This window comes from Flavobacterium sp. (assembly GCF_044371705.1).
Taxonomy (GTDB): Bacteria; Bacteroidota; Bacteroidia; order Flavobacteriales; family Flavobacteriaceae; genus Flavobacterium.
In genome coordinates this window covers 1-19,415 of record NZ_JBILTE010000031.1, presented here as the reverse complement: position 1 = coordinate 19,415, position 19,415 = coordinate 1, and the positions used below count along the sequence as shown (strand labels likewise).

General features: G+C 36.7%; 13 protein-coding genes. 8 read left to right on the top strand and 5 right to left on the bottom strand.

Features of this window, described 5'->3' with window-relative positions; genetic code table 11:
- The 4 genes from ACIQ2S_RS03805 to glmM all read right to left on the bottom strand — a co-directional run.
- Nucleotides 1–681 (bottom strand): aminotransferase class V-fold PLP-dependent enzyme (locus ACIQ2S_RS03805; RefSeq protein ID WP_396172872.1); only part of this gene is annotated, 681 nt, incomplete at its 3' end.
- A 64-nt stretch (nucleotides 682–745) separates the two neighbouring features.
- Complete coding sequence (locus ACIQ2S_RS03800) at nucleotides 746–2,356, bottom strand: S41 family peptidase (RefSeq protein ID WP_396172870.1); 1,611 nt, start codon at nucleotides 2,354–2,356, stop codon at nucleotides 746–748.
- Nucleotides 2,357–2,383: 27 nt separating this feature from the next.
- On the bottom strand, nucleotides 2,384–3,031 hold the full coding sequence (gene def, locus ACIQ2S_RS03795; RefSeq protein WP_396172868.1) for a peptide deformylase: 648 nt from the start codon (nucleotides 3,029–3,031) through the stop codon (nucleotides 2,384–2,386).
- A gap of 4 nt (nucleotides 3,032–3,035) precedes the next feature.
- Nucleotides 3,036–4,424: a phosphoglucosamine mutase gene (gene glmM, locus ACIQ2S_RS03790; protein WP_396172866.1), complete on the bottom strand. Its 1,389-nt coding sequence runs from the start codon at nucleotides 4,422–4,424 to the stop codon at nucleotides 3,036–3,038.
- A 122-nt stretch (nucleotides 4,425–4,546) separates the two neighbouring features.
- On the opposite strand from glmM, the gene ACIQ2S_RS03785 reads away from it, so the two are divergent.
- From ACIQ2S_RS03785 to ACIQ2S_RS03770, 4 genes are all read left to right on the top strand, one after another.
- Nucleotides 4,547–5,131 (top strand): ACP phosphodiesterase, encoded by a 585-nt coding sequence (locus tag ACIQ2S_RS03785; protein ID WP_396172863.1) that lies wholly within the window; start codon nucleotides 4,547–4,549, stop codon nucleotides 5,129–5,131.
- Nucleotides 5,128–6,813, top strand: coding sequence for a gamma-glutamyltransferase (gene ggt / locus ACIQ2S_RS03780; protein WP_396172861.1), 1,686 nt, complete (start codon nucleotides 5,128–5,130; stop codon nucleotides 6,811–6,813). The genes ACIQ2S_RS03785 and ggt overlap by 4 nt, the downstream gene beginning before the upstream one ends.
- Before the next feature lie 34 nt (nucleotides 6,814–6,847).
- On the top strand, nucleotides 6,848–8,665 hold the full coding sequence (locus ACIQ2S_RS03775) for a chloride channel protein (RefSeq protein ID WP_396172858.1): 1,818 nt from the start codon (nucleotides 6,848–6,850) through the stop codon (nucleotides 8,663–8,665).
- 62 nt (nucleotides 8,666–8,727) lie between these two features.
- Nucleotides 8,728–9,681, top strand: a complete 954-nt coding sequence (locus tag ACIQ2S_RS03770) for a Fic family protein (RefSeq protein WP_396172856.1) — start codon at nucleotides 8,728–8,730, stop codon at nucleotides 9,679–9,681.
- A gap of 65 nt (nucleotides 9,682–9,746) precedes the next feature.
- Here the strand turns inward: ACIQ2S_RS03770 and ACIQ2S_RS03765 are convergent, their stop codons facing one another.
- Nucleotides 9,747–10,268, bottom strand: a complete 522-nt coding sequence (locus ACIQ2S_RS03765) for a hypothetical protein (RefSeq protein WP_396172853.1) — start codon at nucleotides 10,266–10,268, stop codon at nucleotides 9,747–9,749.
- A gap of 113 nt (nucleotides 10,269–10,381) precedes the next feature.
- Between ACIQ2S_RS03765 and uvrA the strand changes: the two genes are divergently transcribed.
- From uvrA to ACIQ2S_RS03745, 4 genes are all read left to right on the top strand, one after another.
- The gene (gene uvrA, locus ACIQ2S_RS03760) at nucleotides 10,382–13,213 is read left to right on the top strand and encodes an excinuclease ABC subunit UvrA (protein ID WP_396172874.1); all 2,832 of its coding nucleotides are present in this window, start codon (nucleotides 10,382–10,384) and stop codon (nucleotides 13,211–13,213) included.
- Nucleotides 13,214–13,237: 24 nt separating this feature from the next.
- A complete protein-coding gene (locus tag ACIQ2S_RS03755) occupies nucleotides 13,238–13,963 on the top strand; it encodes a TIGR00730 family Rossman fold protein (protein ID WP_396172848.1) in 726 nt (241 codons plus the stop codon).
- A gap of 144 nt (nucleotides 13,964–14,107) precedes the next feature.
- Complete coding sequence (locus tag ACIQ2S_RS03750) at nucleotides 14,108–16,945, top strand: aminopeptidase (RefSeq protein WP_396172845.1); 2,838 nt, start codon at nucleotides 14,108–14,110, stop codon at nucleotides 16,943–16,945.
- A 188-nt stretch (nucleotides 16,946–17,133) separates the two neighbouring features.
- Nucleotides 17,134–19,415, top strand: a 2,282-nt coding sequence (locus ACIQ2S_RS03745; RefSeq protein WP_396172843.1) for a thiamine pyrophosphate-dependent enzyme, incomplete at its 3' end; no start/stop codon positions are given.

The window sequence follows — 19,415 nt, the reverse complement described above, 5'->3', positions numbered from 1 at the left end:
CGCAAAATCAACGAAGCAAACCCCATTGTTTTGGTGCATTAATTTTGCAACTTCGTGATACGGCGTTCTGATACCCGTTACATTGGAACAAGAAGTAATGGAAGCTATTTTAAAAACGCGGTCTTGGTATTTTTCTACTAATTTCTTTAGTTCGGTCATACAAAACAAACCTTGTTCATCGGCAGGAATTACGGCTACATCTGCAATCGTTTCCAACCATGAAGTCTGATTGGAATGATGCTCCATGTGCGAAATAAAGACAATCGGTTTTAAAGCATCGGGAATAGTTGTAAATTCTTTTAAATTTTCAGGAATACGCAGACCTAAAATTCGTTGAAACTTGTTCACTACACCCGTCATTCCAGTACCATCTGTTATTAAAACATCGTTTGCATTGGCATTGACGTGTTTTTTGATGATGCTACGTGCTTCATGGTACGCCATCGTCATTGCAGTGCCCGTAATCGTTGTTTCGGTATGTGTATTAGCCACAAACGGGCCAAACTGGTTCATTAATTTTTCTTCAATCGTACGGTACAATCTCCCACTGGCAGTCCAATCGGTATAAATGATTTTTTGTTTACCAAAAGGAGAAATAAATTCTTGATCAATCCCGATTATATTGTTTCGAAATTTTTGAAAATATACTTCTAATGCTGTTTGGCTATCCGTAGCTGTCATAATCGCGTAATTTGGCGTCAAAGATACATATTTTTACTAACCGCATGCAATCGGAAAACGACTACTATTTAGTTTGAGGACTAGCGGAAACGGTATTCAAAACATACTCCAGTTCCGGATCAACACCACTCAACCTTTGTTCTACTGTTGGAATAATCTCTACATTGGGCATAATACCTCTACCCTCTTGTTCAGTTCTGTGAACGGGGCGAATGTCCATCAAGCCTAAACGAAGCGGCAGTTTTGATTTGGGTAATTCCAATAAAGGCATTCTTCCGGCAACAGTTCCATTGAAAGCACCACCGGTTTCTTCGCCCACAAAAACAGCCCTACCGGTTGCTTGTAAATTTGAAGAAATAATACAAGAAGCCGAAAAACTACCACCATTGATCAGCACATATACTTCCCCTTCAAAATGCAGCGGATTGGACTGCATTGGCTTGGAACTTTTAATTTTAAAATAGTACCTCCCATCGTCCTTCTTTTTGGTTTTTGAAACTAAAACAGTAGCAAAAACGGGATATAAAGGCACTGTAACGGGATACGAAATAATAGGCAATTGGTTAAAATAATTAGCAAACAAACTGGTTTTGGAAGTCACTTCCGGTTCATCAATGAATTTAAATTCTTCGGCAACCAAATACGAATACAATTTTTGAATTTCATTCAATCGTCCACCCGGATTATCTCTTAAATCAATGATAAGTGTTTTGGATTGTTTCTCTTTAATTTTTGTAAAGACTTCTTCATACACCTTTTTAGTTTTTCCTGTCGAAAAGTTTTTAATTTTCAAATACGCTACTGTACTATCAGCTCCCAAAAATTGTAATGTTTTGTTGAATTCTTTGGCAACATAATCGTAGCCGTACATTCTTTTTTGCTCCCATTCTTTTTTTGCTTTTTCCTTTGCATCGGGAGATTTACGTGCAAGTTTGATGGAGTCTTTTTGTGTCTGCGATAGCGAATCGCCTTTTTTGGGTTCTTCCTTAAAACGCTTCACATCCCTGTTATAGGTTGAGTCGGCATTTTTGAAAACATAATTCAAACTATCTTGTACACCCACTTCATTCACTAAATAAGAGCTAAATCTTCTTTCAAAAATCTTGGGCATAAATGTTGTATTAAAACCATCCGAAGTATACGTGTTTTTGTATTTTGAATAAATCTGTTGCGGAGTAAAGTCATTGATTGCAACAACTTCCGAGCCTTTTACAATAGTAGAATCCGGTGATTTGTTTTCCAAGATATACATTTTATCATTCTCCCAAATCATTTTAAATTGGGAAAGCGGACCTGTTCCTGCTTTGCTTAATATTTTTGCTTCCTTTTTTTCCAATTTCTTATTTAAAGGACGCAAACCCATATGACCTTGTCTGACTGCAGCAACAACAGGACTTAATTTAAAAAAGAATTCATTTGGAGTCAGTGGTTCTTTTAAATTTGCACGCAAACTGTCAAATTTACTATTGAGTTCTTGTTCAGTGATGTACCAATACAAACTCGGGTGCAGGTTCACTAACTTTTTTTGTACAAAGTTCACATCTTTAATTAAATCTTCCGCAGGAATTGACGTTTGAATATGCTTGTTATATTTTTCAACTGAGCCACAACCAAACAATGCAACAAACACTAAAAATGCTACTACACGGTCTGTTTTTTTATAAAAATGATTCATATGCAATTGGGTTTGAATTTAAATTTATTATCGTTTTACTTTTTTCTCGAGCGTTAGGATTACTCCATCCCCTATCGGATAACCTTGAAATGCTTGTTGTTCATTTATTCGTTCGGTAAATAATAGTCCGTTTAAATGATCAATTTCATGTTGAAATATAACGGCTGTAAAACCTTCGACTACTTCTTCTTTCAAATTTCCTTCACTGTCAAAATAAGTAATTTGAATGGTATAATTTCGATAGACGTCACCACGTTCATCAGGTATCGACAGGCAACCTTCCGCACCTTTTCGCATCAAATTGGATCGCCAAACAATTTTTGGATTGATACACAATTCAAAAGGCTCGCCCGCTTTATCCAAACGTTGTACCCAAATAATATTTCTGTTAATTCCTACTTGAGGTGCCGCAATTCCCACACCGGGTCTTGCTGGATCTCGCATAGCTAAATACATTCGCTTCGCCAAAACAGGAATCAATTTGTCCTTTGGGTTGATATCCGTGGAAACAGCCTTCAGGATTTTCAAATCTGCCGAATCAGTCACTTGTGTTACTCGTAACATTTCCGTTTCAGGGGCGGATAAGATTAAATCCCTTTCCTCTTTTGTGAATTTTTGCGAATGCATCGCTGTTGAAACGATAAAAAAAACGAGTAATGTTGTGTATTTTTTCATCCGCTTACTTATTTACTATTTCTTGAATTTCTTGAATAAATCGCAAAGCCAAAGCATCTGCATCATATTGCGTGGGTGCTTCGGTATAAATCCGAATAATGGGTTCGGTGTTTGATTTTCGCAAATGAATCCAGTCGGTTAAAAAATCAATCTTCACTCCATCAATGGTAGAAATTTTTTCATCTGCATATTTTTTGGTAAGAACTTCCAAAATTTCGTCAACATTGATTTCCGGAGTTAATTCAATTTTATTTTTACTCATAAAATACTGCGGATACGAAGCTCTTAATTCGGCTACAGTAACATCTAATGACGCTAAATGCGTTAAAAACAAAGCTACTCCTACCAAACTGTCTCTGCCATAATGTGATTCAGGATAGATAATTCCGCCGTTGCCTTCACCACCAATTATGGCATTGGTTGCTTTCATTAATTCCACTACGTTCACTTCGCCCACCGCACTTGCCTGATACGAACCGTTATGTTTTAAGGTGATATCTCGCAACGCTCTTGATGAAGATAAATTGGAAACGGTATTTCCGGGAGTTTTACTTAAAACATAATCCGCACAAGCAACAAGGGTATACTCTTCTCCAAACATTTCTCCGTCATTCGAAATAAATGCCAAACGATCAACATCGGGGTCAACCACTATACCAAAATCAGCTTTTTCTTGAACTACCAAGTTACAAATGTCACCCAAATGTTCTTTCAATGGTTCGGGATTGTGCGGAAAATGACCGTTGGGTTCGCAGTATAATTTCACAACCTCAACCCCCATTTGTTCCAATAGTTTGGGTATAATTATACCGCCTGAAGAATTCACCCCATCAACAACTACTTTGAACTTCCTTTTTGCAACCGCTTCGGCATCAACCAACGGGAGATTCAACACCTCATCTATGTGAATATCCATATAAGCATCATTTTCTGTAACCGTTCCTAAATTATCAACATCCGAAAAATCAAAGGCTTCGGCTTCCGCAATTTCTAATATTTTAGCACCTTCGGCACCGTTTAAAAATTCACCCTTTTCATTTAATAATTTCAGAGCATTCCATTGTTTGGGGTTATGCGAAGCAGTGAGAATGATTCCGCCATCAGCTTCTTCCAAAGGCACAGCTATTTCAACGGTTGGAGTAGTTGAAAGACCCAAATCGATTACATCAATTCCCAATCCTACCAAAGTATTTAGAACTAAATTGTGAATCATTGGTCCGGAAATACGGGCATCACGACCAATGACAACTTTTAATTTCTTATCAGGATTACTACTTTTTAACCAAGTTCCATAAGCAGATGCAAATTTTACAGCATCCACTGGAGTTAAATTGTCTCCTACTTTTCCTCCGATGGTTCCACGAATTCCTGAGATTGATTTTATAAGTGTCATTTCAATTATGTTAGCAATTAGTAGTACTTTCAATTTTTAAATAGTAGCAAATATAGAGAATTGACTTATTGTAAATCTTAATTAAAAATCAAAATTTAATTTTAAATTCATAATTTAGGCAAATGAATTTTTTGGCACACATTTATCTTTCCGGTGACGACGAACTGATACGCATTGGCAATTTTATGGCTGACGGCATTCGCGGCCATGATTATTTGCAGTACCATCCAAACATTCAAAAAGGGGTTGTTTTGCATAGAGCTATTGATACCTTTACAGACGCTCATCCAATTTTCAGAAAAAGCAAGCACCGTTTGCATGACAAATACGGTCACTATTCAGGTGTAATTATAGATATTTTCTACGATCATTTTTTAGCCAAAAATTGGTCTATTTATTCCAATGATTCATTAGAGGATGTCGCTCGTGTTTTTTACGATAGTTTACAAGTTAATTATGCTGTTTTAACCGAACGTACCAAAGGAATAATGCCTTATATGATCGCCAGAAACTGGCTGGTGAGTTATGCTACCCTTGACGGATTAGCGATGATCCTTTTTCAAATGGACCATCGGACAAAAAACAGAGTAGATATGCATCTCTCCATCAACGAACTCAAAGAATTTTATCGCGAGTTTGAGGAAGAGTTTACTTCCTTTTTTGAAGAATTAAGAGCACATTGCCAACAAAAACTAGCCGCTTTATGAAAAAATATTTTCCGTTTTTATTGCTCTTTTTAATCAGTTGTAAAACTGAAAGAACCGCAATTGAACCAACGGGTTTGGTTACTTCAAAAGCAATGGTAGTAGCTGCTCGCGAAGAAGCTTCACAAATTGGTGTTCAAATGATGGAGCAAGGCGGCAACGCTTTTGACGCAATGATTGCAACGGAATTGGCTTTGGCAGTTTCCTATCCACATGCCGGAAATATTGGTGGTGGCGGATTTATGGTTTACCGAAAATACAATGGAGAAACCGGTAGTTTAGATTATCGGGAAAAAGCTCCTTTGGCAGCTACAAAACATATGTATTTGGATGAAAACGGAAACGTAATCAAAGGGTTAAGCACAGAAACCGGATTGGCAATTGGCGTTCCCGGAACCATTGCCGGCGTATTTGAAGTGCATAAAAAATACGGAACTTTGCCAATTGAAACCATTCTACAACCTGTTATTGCCTTGGCACGAAAAGGCGTTGTTGTTACTCCAAAACAAGAAGAACGATTGAGTAAGTACCGAGATGCAATTATTAAAGCCAATGGAATAGAAACATTGTTTGCACAGACATACAAAGCAGGCGACACCATTCGATATGAAGCATTAGCCAATATGCTGGAACGAATTGCAAAATATGGAAGAGACGAATTTTATACAGGTGAAACCGCTAAAAAATTAGTTACCTATCTGCAATCCAAAGGCAGCATCATCACTTTGGACGATTTGGCTTTTTATGAGGCAAAATGGCGAAATCCAATTGAGTATAACTACCGAGATTTTAGAATTGTATCAATGGCACCGCCAAGTAGTGGAGGAATCACGCTTGGTCAAATTTTAAAAATGATTGAACCCTTTGACTTGCAGAAAATGGGTCATAATTCTGAAAAATACATCCAAGTTTTAGTGGAAGCCGAACGACGAGCTTACGCCGACAGAAATCATTATTTAGGTGATCCTGATTTTGTAAAAATACCGGTTAAGGATTTATTGAACGATTCTTATCTAAAACAACGCATGTCTACTTTTACTTTTGAAAACGCAACCCCATCAAAAGATGTTGCTCATGGAACCATCCTCTTTTCGGAAAGTACAGAAACCACACATTATTCTATTGTGGATTCTTTTGGAAATGCTGTTTCAGCCACAACGACCATCAATGATGCTTATGGTTCTAAATTTTATTGTGATGAGTTGGGTTTTTTTCTCAATAATGAAATGGATGATTTTTCAGCAAAGCAAGGAGTACCAAATATGTTTGGCTTAGTTGGATCGGCTGCCAACAGCATTGCACCACAAAAACGAATGCTAAGTTCGATGACACCCACCATAATTGAAAAAAACGGAACTCTTTTTATGGTTGTGGGAACTCCCGGTGGCTCAACTATAATCACATCGGTTTTACAAACCATTTTAAACGTTACAGAATTCAATATGAGTATGCAAGAAGCGGTAGATGCTCCCCGTTTTCATCACCAGTGGTTACCGGACGAAGTAATTTTTGAACCGAAGAGTTTTTCGGAAGAAATTATTAAAAATCTCCAATCAAAAGACTATCAGATTAACCAAAAACCAACACCCATGATCGGAAAAGTAGATGCCATTTTAGTCTTACCTAATAAAAAACTCGAAGGTGGTGCTGATTCCAGAGGTGATGACAAAGCAGTTGGATTTTAAATAAAACCTATCTTTACCTGTTCAAAATAGTTCCATGCCTAATCAAAAGAAATCAATCATTAAAACATTTTTCAAAAAGCATTTCAGACGTCTGGAAGGTTTTTTGTTTTATTTAAAAACATTTCTTTCTCCCAGACAATTTATTTATTTGGCTTGTTTTTTAGTGGGAATTTCTTCTGCATTGGCAGTAATTGTTTTAAAGACTTTTGCCCATTGGGTATATGTTTTTGCTCAGTATGTCGATTCTATTTTGCATTTACCTTACAGTAATAGTACGCTTCCCATCATTGGAATTGTTCTAACTGCGTGGGTCATAAAAAAATTTTTAGATGGCTCCATCGAAAAAGGTACCTCGCAAATCATGTATGCCGTTGCAAAAAGGTCGGGTATTATGCCGCGAAAGCAAATGTATGCTCAAATTATAACCAGTTCATTGACCGTTGGCATGGGTGGATCTGCTGGTTTGGAATCACCAATTACCATCACAGGAGCTGCTTTTGGAAGCAATTTTGCACAGAATTATCGGTTGAGTTACAAAGATCGAACGTTGCTTTTGGCATGCGGAGTCGCTGCAGGTATTGCAGCAGCTTTTAATGCTCCTATTGCCGGAGTTTTGTTTGCCATCGAAGTAGTTTTAATGGACGTGAGCATTACCGCTTTTATTCCAATCATGATCTCCTCAGCAACCGGAGCCATTGTATCTACTGTTCTTTTAAAGGAAGATATTCTGCTTACTTTTAGTAGGCAAATAGAGTTTGATTACCACAACTTACCTTTTTATCTTTTGCTAGGTGTTGCTTCCGGTTTTGTTTCCATAAATTATGCGAGAACTTTTAGAAGAATAGAACATTTTTTCGCGAGAATGCGAATGGGTGCCATCAGAAAAGCGTTTTTTGGTGCGTGTATTTTGGCTATTTTGATTTTCTTTTTTCCAACCTTATTTGGTGAGGGATATTCAAGTATTAAAATGCTCTCATCGATGAATCCCGAACAAATTTTAGACAATACCGTTTTACAAAAATTCAAAGACAATACGTGGATTCTTTTGTTATTCGTTGGAGCGACCATGTTGATTAAAGTCTATGCAACAAGCATCACTTTGGGTAGCGGTGGAAACGGTGGTAACTTTGCTCCTTCGCTATTTGTGGGTTCATATTTGGGATTTTTTGTAGCATCGTTTGTCAATATGTTTGGTTATTTTAAATTGCCCGTATCTAATTTCACAATGGTTGGAATGGCCGGAATATTAAGTGGTTTATTTCATGCTCCGTTGACTGCCATTTTCTTGATTGCAGAAATTACAAGTGGCTACAGTTTGATGATTCCTTTGATGATTGTATCGTCTATAAGTTTTGCAATTTCAAAACGCTACGAACCCTATTCGTTCGATATTAAAAACATGGCTGATAAAGGAGATGTTTTTACGGATGACCGCGATCGGAATATTTTATCGGGAATTACAATCTCTCGATTAATTCAAAGTCCGATACAAACATTAACTTTAAAACCATCCTTGGAAGAACTGACCGAAAAAATTGCCGGTTATCATCAAATGCTTTTCCCGGTGGTTGATGATCAGAATCATTTACTTGGAATTATTGAATTTGATGAAATAAAAACGTATCTATTTAATCCTTATAAAATAAAATTTACTACCGTTAAAGATGTCATGCGAGCCCCTAAAGAAATCGTAAACTACGATGAAACAGCCGATACCATTATGGAAAAATTTGAAAAATCAAAAGCAGATTACTTGGCTGTGGTTAAAAACAAAGAAGTTATTGGAATAATTTCTAAAAATGCATTACTCGAATCGTATCGCGAGAAGCTTAAAAATATGATTATTGATTAAATTCTTATTATCGGATAATATAATTTTTTATATCAACCGATAATTTGTATCTTTGTGTAGTTATGTGGAAAATAGATACCTCTTATCGAACAGAATTTCAATCAACTTTTGACCGATTGTATGAAAAACTTACGGTTTTGCAAAAAAGCAGACCGTTACCGTCCATTGCTTTGCTAAAAATAAAGGAATCATTAACTATTGAATGGACGTATAATTCCAATAGCATTGAGGGGAATACATTGACACTTCGAGAAACACAAATGGTGCTTCAAGAAGGAATAACAGTTAAAGGCAAATCACTACAGGAACACTTTGAAGCTAAAAATCACGAAAAAGCGATTGATTACTTATATACTTTGGTTAATCCGAAGTATACATTACGAAGTATCGATATTCTAAGTTTACACGGATTGGTACTTCGTATGATTGAAGATGATTTTGCCGGCAGGATTCGCAACGGTGGTGTTCGAATTACCGGAGCAAATTTTGTTCCACCCAATGCCACTAAAGTTTCTGATTTGCTGGATGAGTTGATTGATTTTATCAACACCAATCCTTTACAAATGAACGATATTGAATTGGCTACCGTTTTTCATCATAGACTGGTTTGGATCCACCCTTTTTTTGATGGGAATGGAAGAACCGTTCGTTTAGCAATGAATTTATTACTGATGCGAAAGGGATTTCCACCGGCTATTATTTTAAAAAATGACCGAAAGAAATACTATGAAGCACTCAACCAAGCCAATCAGGGAAACTACCAAAAATTGATTTTGTTGATGAGCCAAGCTTTGGAACGTACTTTAAATATTTACATCAGTTCGCTTCCGGACAATGATTATGATTTTCAGGGAATTTCCAATATTGTGAGTGAACCCGATTCCCCTTATGGTCAAGAATACATCAGCTTATTAGCTCGTCAAGGCAAAATTGATGCACACAAAGAAGGTCGCAATTGGTTTACCACCAAAAAAGCGATTGAAGATTATATGGCGAATCGAAAACGGATGAGGTAGTTATCAGTCGCAGTTTTCAATCTCGGTTTTCAGTTGCTACTGCAAACTGAGACTGAAAACTGCGACTACTTACTCTTCTCCCCAACAAAATAATCGCTAGTACTTTTAAACAACACATTAAAAGTGGTCAAACTACCATAAATTCTTGTGATGTATTGTTGCAAGTCAATTTTCTCAGCTTCGTCTAAATTGCTGCCATTGATTTTTTGTTCCATTACTCGGATTCTGTCGCGAACCATTGTTATTTTATGAAAAAAGACATCGATTGGCACTTCCTTGTTTTGGGTAGGAGTTCCGGGTTCCATGATCAATTTTCCGCCTTTCCATTTATCAGCAATCCGGACAATCTGCGAAACATCCGACCATTTTTGCAATAGGTTTTTTAAGGTTCGTTCTACTTCGTAAAAACTTACAGAATCTACTTCGTCTTCTAAAGCTTCAATCACTTCAAAATTGCTATCAATGTCTATCGTTTCCAATCCATTTTCTATAAAAGTTACCCAATAATGTTTAGCGGTCACATTGGTTACTACACCTAATCCAAATTCTGCATGTTTAATTCGGGAACCTATTCCTAATATATTCATTTGTTACCATTTTTAATTTTTCCAAAAATAGAAATAGTTTAACAAATTCTTGGTAACTGTATGCCAAAATCTAGAAGGCAAAATTGTAACTTTGCGTTTTGTCAAAAATCAACATGCAACAATCAAACGATACCATCGAAGTATTAGGAGCTCGCGTTCACAACTTGAAGAACATTGATGTTTCCATTCCAAGAGAAAAACTTGTGGTCATTACCGGACTTTCAGGTTCCGGGAAATCATCGTTGGCTTTTGACACGATTTATGCGGAAGGCCAACGACGGTATATTGAAACTTTTTCGGCCTATGCCCGTCAATTTTTAGGCGGACTGGAACGACCGGATGTTGATAAAATCGACGGCTTATCACCTGTAATAGCCATTGAACAAAAAACAACGAGTAAGAGTCCGCGTTCTACTGTTGGTACCATCACCGAAATATACGATTTCCTCCGCTTGTTATTTGCAAGAGCAGCAGATGCTTATAGTTACAACACGGGTGAATTAATGGTTTCCTACTCTGATGAGCAAATTAAAGATTTGATTATTGAAAGTTTCAAAGGCAAACGCATTAATATTTTGGCACCTGTAATTCGTTCTCGAAAAGGCCATTACGCCGAATTATTCCAACAAATCGGTAAGCAAGGATTTGTAAAAGTTCGTGTAAATGGTGAAATTAAAGACATCGTTACCGGGATGAAAGTAGATCGATACAAAACGCATGATATTGAAATTGTAATCGATCGTATGCAGATTGAATCCGATGAAGACACCGACAAACGCTTGGCTGAAAGCATCAAAACAGCGATGCACCACGGCGATGATGTGATGATGGTTATCGAACAGGAAAGTCAAGAAGTGCGTTATTTCAGTCGCACGTTAATGTGTCCAACTTCCGGAATTTCTTATCCAAATCCGGAACCGAATAACTTTTCGTTTAACTCGCCCAAAGGAGCTTGTGATGCGTGCAACGGTTTAGGTACCATCAATCAAATCAACTTAAAAAAGATTATTCCCGATCCGAAAGCATCGATCAAACAAGGAGGATTTGCTCCGTTGGGGGAATACAAAAGCAATTGGATTTTCAAACAATTGGAAACCATTGGTGAAAAATTTAGTTTCAAAATAACCGACCCAATTGATACTATTTCTGAAGAAGCGATGGAAATAATTTTAAACGGCGGAAAAGATAAATTTACCGTTGCTTCCAAAACATTAGGAATTACCAAAGAATACAAAATTGAGTTTGAAGGAATTGCTCATTTCATCAAAAACCAACATGATGACAGCACTTCCAACGCTATTAAACGGTGGGCAAAAGAATTCATGGATGAAGTAGATTGTACGGAATGCAAAGGTTCTCGCTTGAAAAAAGAAGCTCTTTATTTCAAAGTAAACGATTTAAATATTGCCGATTTATCACAAATGGATATCTCGGAACTCACGCAATGGTTTGCTGTTTTGGATGTAAAACTATCGGATAAACAAAAAGCAATTGCTGTTGAAATAACCAAAGAAATCAGAGCACGATTACAGTTTTTGATGGATGTTGGCTTGAACTATTTGTCTTTAAGTCGCAGTTCCAAATCACTTTCAGGTGGTGAAGCTCAACGCATTCGATTGGCGACACAAATTGGTTCGCAGTTAGTTGGGGTGTTATATATTTTAGATGAACCCAGCATTGGCTTGCACCAGCGTGACAACGAACGATTGATTAATTCGTTAGAAAATCTTAGGGATATCGGTAATTCCGTTTTGGTGGTGGAACATGACAAAGACATGATAGCTCGTGCCGATTGGGTGATTGATATCGGTCCGAAAGCCGGACGTTTTGGCGGTCGCATTATCAGTGAAGGAACTCCAAAGCAGTTGATGCAGGAACATACTGTTACCGCTCAATACATGAGTGGAGAAATGAAAATTGAAGTACCAAAAAAGCGAAGATTTGGTAATGGAAAAACTTTAAAACTTACCGGAGCAACGGGTAATAATTTAAAAAATGTAACCGTTGAATTCCCTTTAGGAAAACTCATTTGTGTGACAGGAGTTTCCGGTAGTGGAAAATCGACATTGATTAACGAAACCCTCTACCCTATTTTAAATGAATATTTTTTCAATGGAGTCAAAAAACCACAACCCTTCAAAAAAATTGAAGGACTGGAACATATTGATAAAGTAATCGACATAGACCAAAGTCCGATTGGACGCACACCCCGAAGTAATCCTGCCACCTATACCGATGTGTTTTCAGAAATCAGAAGTTTGTTTACACAAACTCCAGAAGCCATGATTCGCGGGTATAAAGCAGGACGATTCAGTTTTAATGTTTCGGGTGGTCGCTGCGAAACCTGCGAAGGTTCAGGCGTTCGCACCATTGAAATGAGCTTTTTACCCGATGTATACGTTGAATGTGAAACCTGCATGGGCAAACGATTCAATCGAGAAACATTGGAAATTCGATTCAAAGGAAAGTCTATTTCAGATGTTTTGAATATGACGGTTGACGAAGCGGTTGACTTTTTCGAAAACATTCCAAAAATACATCGTAAAGTTAAAACCATTCAAGATGTTGGTTTAGGGTACATTACTTTGGGTCAGCAAAGCACAACTTTATCCGGAGGTGAAGCTCAACGAATTAAATTGGCCACTGAATTATCTAAAAAAGACACCGGAAATACCTTTTACATTTTAGACGAACCCACAACCGGATTGCACTTTGAAGATATTCGTGTATTAATGGATGTAATTACCAAATTGGTCGACAAAGGCAATACTGTTTTGGTAATTGAACACAATATGGATGTAATTAAATTAGCTGATTATATTATTGATATTGGTTTGGAAGGCGGCAAAGGTGGCGGCGATGTTATTTGCAAAGGAACCCCGGAAGAAATCATCAAAAACAAAAAGAGCTTTACAGCTCAATTTTTGAAAAAAGAATTAAATTAGCATTTACTATAAACAACTAAGCATATGTCAGTAGATCAATACGAAAGCGAAGACCACAGAATTCAGGAAAAATTCAAACAAAAAACGTGGAATGAAATACGTACCAACGATTCATGGGCGATATTCAAAATCATGTCGGAATTTGTAAATGGTTACGAAAGTATGTCGAGAATCGGCCCATGCGTATCCATCTTTGGTTCCGCTCGTACACAACCGGGTGAAAAATATTATGAATTAGCCGAAAGTATAGCCTATAAAATCAGTAAAGCAGGTTATGGCGTGATTACGGGTGGCGGACCCGGAATTATGGAAGCGGGTAACAAAGGAGCTCACCGAGGAGAAGGGACTTCGGTAGGACTGAATATAGAATTACCATTCGAGCAACACTTCAACCCCTATATTGACAAAGACAAGAATTTGAATTTCGATTATTTCTTTGTTCGTAAAGTTATGTTTGTCAAATACTCGCAAGGATTTGTGGTTATGCCAGGCGGTTTTGGCACGTTAGATGAACTATTTGAAGCTGTTACCTTAATTCAAACGAAGAAAATTGGAAAGTTTCCAATTATTTTAGTTGGAACCGATTTCTGGTCGGGTTTATTGGATTGGATTAAATCGACCTTAATAGAAAAGCAAAAAAATGCGAATCCTGAAGACATGAATCTAATTCGATTAGTAGACACCGAAGACGAGGTGGTTGAGGTATTAGACAACTTCTATAAAAAATACAATTTAAGTCCGAATTTTTAACAATGATTTAAAGTCATCTAAAAAAGCTTCACATACCAAGTGATGCTTTTTTTCATTAAGGCAGGCAACTTTAGTCAAGATTTTGTATCTTTAAAATAAAACTAAGAAATCGAAGCACTTCTGATTTAAAAGTCCACAATTCATTTGAAAGCATATTCCAAGTACATACTTTTTATCGCATTGATTTTTAATCAATTATTCCTGCATGGTCAACATCAGAATAAATTGACTGTGGAGTTATTGGATCAAGAGAAAAAACTGGAAGTTCGCCAAACAATTGTTTTTCAAAACACGACCACTCAGCCATTAACAAAACTCATTTTAAACGATTGGAATCATTCCTATTCCGATCAAAAAACGCCTTTAGGCAAACGTTTTTCTGACGAACATTACAGAGCGTTCCATCTGGCAAAATACAAAGATCGTGGTTCCACCAACAATCTATCCATTTTATCTTCTACTCAACAATCGTTGCAGTGGTGTCGACCGGAAAATCACCCGGATTTGGTGGAAGTCAACCTTAGTGAGCATTTGCTGCCGGGCGAACAAGTAACACTACATCTTTTGTATTACATCAACATTCCCAACAGTAAATTTACGCGTTATGGGTATGAATTAGACGGTTCTTTTAACTTAAAGAATTGGTACCTAACTCCTGCTCGTGTGCACGATGGAGCATTTGTAACTTACAGTAATTTAAATTTAGATGATATTGCCAATGCACCTTTTGATGTAGATTTTACACTGAAAACTGCACGTAGTTACAGAGTTACAACCGATTTAAATCAGATAAATAGTGAAGTGGATTCAATTTCGCAAATCCTTCGATTTTTTGGAAAAAGCAGAACCAACTTCAGTTTATATATAGAGAATAGAACTACTTATGCAAGCTATAAAAACAAAGTAACAGAAGTAGTCACCAACCTTGAAAGCGGAAAAGCAGATGATATTCAAAAAGCAATAGCTGTTGATAAGGTAGTCAACTACATTGATGCGAATTTGGGAACCTACCCTTATGAAAAGATTACAGTTTCTCAAGTTGATTATGACAGGAATCCATTTTACGGATTGAACCAGTTACCTTCGTTTCTGAATCCATTTACACACGAATTATTATTTGAACTGAAGTTTTTAAAAACATATACCAATACTTTTTTGCAGCAAACATTATCGATAGACCCTCGAAAAGACGTTTGGATATTTGATGCCATTCAAATTTATCTGATGATGAATTATATAGATACTCATTATCCCGATTTGAAAATGATGGGGAATTTAAGTAAATTTAAAATACTAAAAAGCTATCACTTAATTGACTTAGATTTTAATGAACAGTATAGTTACTTTTATATGCTGATGGCTCGTAAAAATTTAGACCAAGCTATTGGCGATTCAAAAGAAACTTCTTTGAAATTTAACGAACAAATTTCAGGTAAATACCGGGCCGGGTTAAGTTTAAAATATTTGGATAATTATCTGAATGATGATTTAGTTTTACAAAGCATAAAAGATTTTTATGAAATCAATCAAAACAAACAAGCCGATCGAGTTGATTTTGAGCAACAACTAAAACAAAAAGCATCGAAGGACATCAATTGGTTTTTTGACATCGTGATTGATTCCAGAGATTTGATTGATTATAAATTTCATGAAGTTCAAAAAACTAATGACAGCATAACGGCAACAATTCACAACAAAACAGGTGCAGCAGTTCCCGTTCCTATTTACGGAATTAAAGACAAAAAAATTGTTTTTAAAGAGTGGATTGATGGATTTTCAAAAGATTCGACCGTCACATTGGCACGCATTGATGCTGACCGAATTGTTTTAAATTATGAAAATAACGTCCCCGAATACAATGAAAGAAACAACTGGCGGTCTTTGTCAAAAGTTCGCTTTGCTAATAAACCCTATAAATTTCCATTTTTTCAAGATTTAGAAGACCCACATTATAACCAAATTTTATGGGTACCAATTTTGAATTATAATTTATATGATGGTTTTATGCCAGGTATCCGATTTTACAATAAAACCATTTTAAATCGTCCGTTTACGTATGATGTTAACCCTGTGCTGTCAACTAAAACGAAATCATTGGCAGGTAATATCAATTTGATGTACATGCAAAATAATCGCGAGACAAAATGGTACCAAACAATCTACAGCGTTTCTGCTTCCAGATTTCATTATGCTCCAGAAGCCGAATACTATCGTTTAAATCCAATGTTGATTTTTAGAAAAAGACAAGAAGATTTTCGTGATAATAAAAAAGAACAATTGATGATTCGTTATGTGATGATTAATCGCGAAAATACAGATCCGGCGAATTTAGATCCCAACGAAAATTACCAGGAATTATCAATTTTTAATGTCAAATATTTAAATGTCAAAACCGAAATCTTGAGTCACTTTAGTTTTAAAGGCGATTTACAGTTGGACAAACCTTATGGAAGAGCTTCTATTGAAACTGATTACAGAAATCTTTCAACCGGTAATCGTCAATTCAATATTCGATGGTTTGCAGGTACGTTTTTGTACCAAACAACAGATACCGATTATTACGATTTTGGAATCTCACAAGTGAATGACTATCTGTTTGATTACAACTTATACGGTCGATCGGAAACAAGTGGCTTTTTTAGTCAGCAATACGTTGGAGGCGATGCAGGGTTTAAATCACTATTAGATACCCGATCTGCTAACAAATGGCTAACCACCTTAAACACTAGCTACAGCATCTGGAATTGGATTGAATTATACGGTGATTTGGGTTTAGTAAAGAATGAAAACATTGCGTTGGAGTTCATTTATGAAAGTGGTATCCGCCTGAATTTATTGACCGATTATTTTGAGATTTATCTTCCTATTCATTCCTCGAATGGTTGGGAAGTTGGTCAGAGTGATTACCTCACTCGTATGCGGTTTATGTTTACTTTAAATCCAAATACCCTGGTAGGTTTATTTACCCGAAAATGGTTTTAATACGAGTGATTAATTAACAAATATTACATAATTTATAAGTTTTTTAAATATTATTCAAATATATCGCAATCTAAACTTCATTTGAAACCTTTTTTTTATCAATAATTGAAATTTATTTTTAATGGTAAATTGTAATTGTAATAACTTTTTACTTAAATTTGTTCCTTAGTAGCTCCTATTTTTTGATTATGACAGCACCAGAAACCAAGCAAGCCATGACTTTTGAAGACTTCAGAATCGAAGTTTTAAACGACTATAAAATCGCCATTACCAGCAGAGAATGTTCGCTATTAGGTCGTCGGGAAGTATTAACAGGAAAGGCCAAATTCGGTATTTTTGGTGATGGAAAAGAAGTTCCTCAACTAGCTTTGGCGAAGGCTTTTAAAAATGGTGACTTCCGTTCAGGCTACTACAGAGATCAAACATTTATGATGGCCATTGGTGAAATGACCATTCAACAATTCTTTGCAGGTTTATATGGTCATACCGATTTGGCTCATGACCCGATGAGTGCTGGTCGTCAGATGGGCGGACATTTTGCAACACATTCATTAGATGAAAACGGCTACTGGAAAGACCTTACTAAACAAAAAAATTCAAGTGCTGATATCTCTCCAACCGCAGGACAAATGCCGCGATTGTTAGGATTGGCTCAAGCATCAAAAATATATAGAGAAGTAGCTGTTTTGCCAAAGAAAAATAATTTTTCTGAAAACGGTAACGAAATTGCATGGGGAACCATTGGGAATGCAAGTACTAGTGAAGGATTATTTTTTGAAACCATTAATGCTGCCGGAGTTTTACAAGTACCCATGGTGATGAGTGTTTGGGACGATAATTACGGTATTTCTGTTCATGCCAGACACCAAACCACAAAGGAAAATATTTCAGAAATTTTAAAAGGTTTTCAACGTGAAGAAGGTACCAATGGCTATGAAATAATGACTGTTTTAGGTTGGGATTATGCTGCTTTGGTAGGCACCTACCAACGTGCGGCTCAAATTGCTCGCGAACAGCACGTTCCTGTTTTGATTCACGTGCAAGAACTGACTCAGCCGCAAGGACATTCAACTTCCGGAAGTCACGAACGTTATAAAAACGAAGACCGCTTGGCTTGGGAAGCCGAATTTGATTGTTTAGCACAAATGCGTTTGTGGATGATTGCTAACAATATTGCAACCGAAGCTGAAATTGAAGAAATTGATACTGCTACTAAAAAAGAAGTTTTAGAAGGTAAAAAAGATGCTTGGACTGCCTTTTTAGCACCCGTTAAAAATGAACAAAACGAATTGGTTACTTTGTTAGAATCCATTGCTGCAACTAGTGTAAATCGTGTGTTTATACAGAAGTTTGCAGATGATTTACAAAGTATTAAAGAACCTATTCGAAAAGATATTATTACCACAGCCCGAAAGGTTCTACGAATGATTGTGGGTGAAAACAGTCAACCGCAATTAGCAACATGGATTACCAATTACATTGCAACCATACAACCAAAATTCAGTTCTCATTTGTTTTCTGAATCGGCTCAAAATGCACTGACTGTTAAAGAGGTAGTACCAACCTATGATCCAACTGCTGAAGATGTTGATGCTCGTTTGATCTTACGTGACAACTTTGAAACTATTTTTGCAAAACACCCGGAAGTTTTAATTTTTGGGGAAGATTCTGGAACCATTGGCGATGTAAATCAAGGTTTAGAAGGCATGCAAGAAAAATTTGGTGAATTACGTGTAGCCGATGCAGGTATTCGCGAAGCAACTATACTCGGACAAGGAATCGGAATGGCAATGCGAGGCTTACGACCCATTGCAGAAATACAATATTTAGATTATTTACTGTATGCCATTCAAATCATGAGTGACGATTTGGCTACATTGCAATACCGAACTCGTGGTCGTCAGAAAGCACCACTGATTATTCGTACCCGCGGACACCGTTTGGAGGGCGTTTGGCATTCCGGTTCACCGATGGGAATGATTATCAACGCTATTCGAGGCATTCACGTTTTAGTTCCAAGAAACATGACTAAAGCAGCAGGTTTTTATAATACCTTATTGGAAACAGACGAACCGGCTTTAATTGTTGAGTGTTTGAACGGCTATCGTTTAAAAGAAAAAATGCCTACCAATTTGGGAGCTTTTAAAACGCCTATCGGAGTGGTTGAAACTATCAAATCGGGAGCAGATATTACTTTAGTATCTTATGGTTCAACGTTACGTTTGGTGGAACAAGCGGCAAAAGAGTTAATGGAAGTGGGTATCGATTGTGAAATCATTGATATCCAATCGTTATTGCCTTTTGATGTGAATCATCACATTAAAAAGAGTTTGTCAAAAACAAATCGTTTATTAATCATTGACGAAGATGTTCCCGGCGGAGCTTCGGCTTATATTCTTCAACAAATACTTGATGTTCAAAATGGGTACGACTATTTGGACAGCAAACCACAATGTTTAGCTTCACAGCC

What these genes read in the sequence shown, in the direction of transcription:
- ACIQ2S_RS03800 (WP_396172870.1), bottom strand. Translation starts at nt 2,356, where the DNA reads ATGAATCATTTTTATAAAAAAACAGACCGTGTAGTAGCATTTTTAGTG.
- def (WP_396172868.1), bottom strand. Translation starts at nt 3,031, where the DNA reads ATGAAAAAATACACAACATTACTCGTTTTTTTTATCGTTTCAACAGCG.
- glmM (WP_396172866.1), bottom strand. Translation starts at nt 4,424, where the DNA reads ATGACACTTATAAAATCAATCTCAGGAATTCGTGGAACCATCGGAGGA.
- ACIQ2S_RS03785 (WP_396172863.1), top strand. Translation starts at nt 4,547, where the DNA reads ATGAATTTTTTGGCACACATTTATCTTTCCGGTGACGACGAACTGATA.
- ggt (WP_396172861.1), top strand. Translation starts at nt 5,128, where the DNA reads ATGAAAAAATATTTTCCGTTTTTATTGCTCTTTTTAATCAGTTGTAAA.
- ACIQ2S_RS03775 (WP_396172858.1), top strand. Translation starts at nt 6,848, where the DNA reads ATGCCTAATCAAAAGAAATCAATCATTAAAACATTTTTCAAAAAGCAT.
- ACIQ2S_RS03770 (WP_396172856.1), top strand. Translation starts at nt 8,728, where the DNA reads ATGTGGAAAATAGATACCTCTTATCGAACAGAATTTCAATCAACTTTT.
- ACIQ2S_RS03765 (WP_396172853.1), bottom strand. Translation starts at nt 10,268, where the DNA reads ATGAATATATTAGGAATAGGTTCCCGAATTAAACATGCAGAATTTGGA.
- uvrA (WP_396172874.1), top strand. Translation starts at nt 10,382, where the DNA reads ATGCAACAATCAAACGATACCATCGAAGTATTAGGAGCTCGCGTTCAC.
- ACIQ2S_RS03755 (WP_396172848.1), top strand. Translation starts at nt 13,238, where the DNA reads ATGTCAGTAGATCAATACGAAAGCGAAGACCACAGAATTCAGGAAAAA.